Source organism: bacterium, from assembly GCA_020440705.1.
Lineage (GTDB): Bacteria > Krumholzibacteriota > Krumholzibacteriia > LZORAL124-64-63 > LZORAL124-64-63 > JAGRNP01.
Genome location: JAGRNP010000141.1, coordinates 1 through 2,741 on the forward strand (window position 1 = coordinate 1; position 2,741 = coordinate 2,741).

Consider the following 2,741-nt stretch of genomic DNA (forward strand, 5'->3'; position numbering starts at 1 on the left):
ATCCCGGCGCACCGCGGGGAAGAGGACCGGGGATCGGCTCGGCGGGTGGTTCGAGGGGTCGGGATGCGGCCGATTGCTGGCCGGGCCGCGGTGGCCCTCGCCACCCCCCGTGCGTGGCAGTGCTTGTGTCTCGAAGATTGTGTCCGGACCCGGACATGCCCCCCCAAAACCCGTGAATGACCTGTTAGGCGACTAGTTTACGAAAGACTTCTGCCGAGAAAGCAAAGCGAAACTGCACAATGCCACATTGGATCGCCACGATCGTCTTAACAGTTTGTCTGTCCTTGGCCGAGGGTTGCCAGGGGGCATCTGTCCCTCGCTCTGAGCCTGTTGCTGATTCCGTCCGAGAGTTTAGCGGCACACAGGGAGCAAATGGCTGGACATACGGATACTGGGATCGCTCCACCGATGCCGACAAGAACTACGACCCGTCGACCGACTACAAGTTGCTCGGGCATTATGGTAGAGACCCTGTAAACGGGTTGAGCGGCCATTCAGAGTTTACGACTGGTGATCTATGGTTTCTGATCGATGGGGTCTACTACACGTCGCTTTGGGCAGAGGGTGGGCATCCCAATGGTACGCTGGACTTGGGGTCATACGCTCAAGTGGAACAATGGGCGGTGCGCCGCTGGACCAGCACGATCGAAGGCCCGATTACTGTTGCAGGTCACGCAGGAAAAGTCATGCCGTGGGGCGCGAATTGGAGCGGTGGAGCTCTGGCGGTCATCGTAATCGACGGAGGCGAAGTGTTTCGAACTGACGTTGGCGAGGGAGGAATGGACTATTCAATCGACGCCATGGTTCGGGTCGGCTCAACTGTCGATTTCTTGATTGGGCCGAACCCAAGTGTTGGTGTCATAAGATTCACGGCCACTATATGGCCTGTACTTAGGGCGGTGAGATGATTGTCGGCGATAGCGTCACCTAACAAGCGCATTCACCTGACTTAGCCGCCTGGCACGCGCCGCGCGTACGCGCGGCCCGCGCCAGCCGACCAAGACAGGTGAAGCACGACGATCTGAGCCCGAATTCGAGGGTTTTCCGGCCAACCGCCCCCGTCCATACCACCGCGACCCCTGCAGACACATTCTCCGAGACACAACCAACAGAAAACGCCCCCGCGAAGGGAGCGTTCTTCCCGCCGGGGAAGCAATGGACGTCGGTCCCAGCCAGGCCCCGTGGTGCCCGACCGGGCGACTTGGAGGGCCCCCCGGGCCCGACGGAGCCCTGTCGGGCACCACGGGGCCCGGCGGAGACCCTACGCCCGCCGCTTCTTCCGGGACTGCTCGTATCCGTAGTACTTCTGGTCGTAGTAGTAGGGCAGCACCTCGGCCAGATTGTTGGCCACCACGCCGAGGATGTTCGCGCCGGCGCTGCGAAGTATCTCGACCCCGCGCTTGGACAGGTCCTTGGGCGTGTGGCCGGCCATGACCATGAAGAGACAGCCGTCCACGGCGTCGAGGTAGTGCAGGGGGTCGCTCACGGGCACCGTGGGCGGCGAATCGAGCAGGATGATGTCGTAGGTCTCGTGCAGCTTCGCCACCATGTCGCGCACGTTGTGCCCGCCGAAGAGCCGGCTCGGCCGCCCCTTCGGGTCGCCGGCCGCCAGGAAGTCGAGGTTCTTGATCTTGGTCGTGCGCACCGCGTCGGCCACCTTGGCGTCGCCGCCGAGCAGGTTGGCGAAGCCCGGCGCCAGCGGGTGCTGGAAGACCGTGTGCTGCACCGGTCGCCGGATGTCGGCGTCGACCAGGAGGATGCGGGCGGGCAGGTGGTAGGCCAGCACCAGGGCGAAGTGCAGGGAGAACAGGCTCTTGCCCTCGCCCCGCTCGGCGCTGGTGATCATGATCGCGCGCTTGCGGTCCAGGTCGATCTTGCGGCCGATCCGGATCATGATGCGGCGCAGCTCGATCGCCATGGGCGATTCGATGTCGAAGAGTCCACCGGAGCCGGCACGGGATTTCGTGCTCATCGGATACCCTTTCCCCCGCTCAACCGAGGCGGGGATAGATCACCAGGAATCCCACCGCCCCGACGGCGATGATGCCCAGGATGATGGTGGCCCAGCGCAGCAGCCGGACCTTCTTCTTGCGCTCGAAGTGGTCGTCCTGGATCACCGGCAGCGTCCCGATCACCGGCAGGCCGAGGGTCCGCTCGATGTCCTCGACCGTCTTGAAGCTGCGGTCGAGGAAGATCGCCAGCACGACCAGCCCGAGACCGATCGCCAGGGAGAGCACCGACCCGAGGGCCGTCAGCTTGATCTTGTTGGGCTCGACGGGGATGTAGGCGTTGCCGTCGAGGATGGGCGCCTGGCGGATGCGGATCTGCATGCCCAGTTCGGCCCCGCTCGCCTCCAGGTTCAGGGTCTGGCTGGTGATCTCGTTCTCGATGGTGCTGACCATGCCGCGGGCGGCGGTCACGTCGTCCTGCAGCTCGGCGATCCGCGCCGACTGGGCCGGACGCCGCGTCGTGAAGTCGCGGAACTCGCGGATCTTCGCCTCGAGATCGTTGATCACCCGCTGGCTGCCCTCGCGGTAGAGGGTGAAGTAGACGAAGTGGCTCACCTGGTTGCGCTCGAGGTAGCCGAGCTGCGGGAACTGCTCGCCCACCATCTGCTCGATGCGCGTGTTCAGCCGCACCCGGAGCTGTCCGAGGCGGGTCTCGACGTCACGCGACTCGCGGGAGTTCGGCGAATAGAGCTGGTTCTCCAGTCCCAGGTTCTCCATCTCCTGGCCCGTCGA

At 64.2% G+C, this 2,741-nt stretch carries 2 protein-coding genes; both read right to left on the reverse strand.

Annotated elements, in window-relative coordinates:
- Window positions 1-1,261: 1,261 nt before the first annotated feature.
- On the reverse strand, window positions 1,262-1,972 hold the full coding sequence (locus KDM41_15670) for a CpsD/CapB family tyrosine-protein kinase (protein MCB1184867.1): 711 nt from the start codon (window positions 1,970-1,972) through the stop codon (window positions 1,262-1,264).
- 19 nt (window positions 1,973-1,991) lie between these two features.
- On the reverse strand, window positions 1,992-2,741 hold a 750-nt coding region (locus KDM41_15675; GenBank protein ID MCB1184868.1), incomplete at its 5' end, for a hypothetical protein.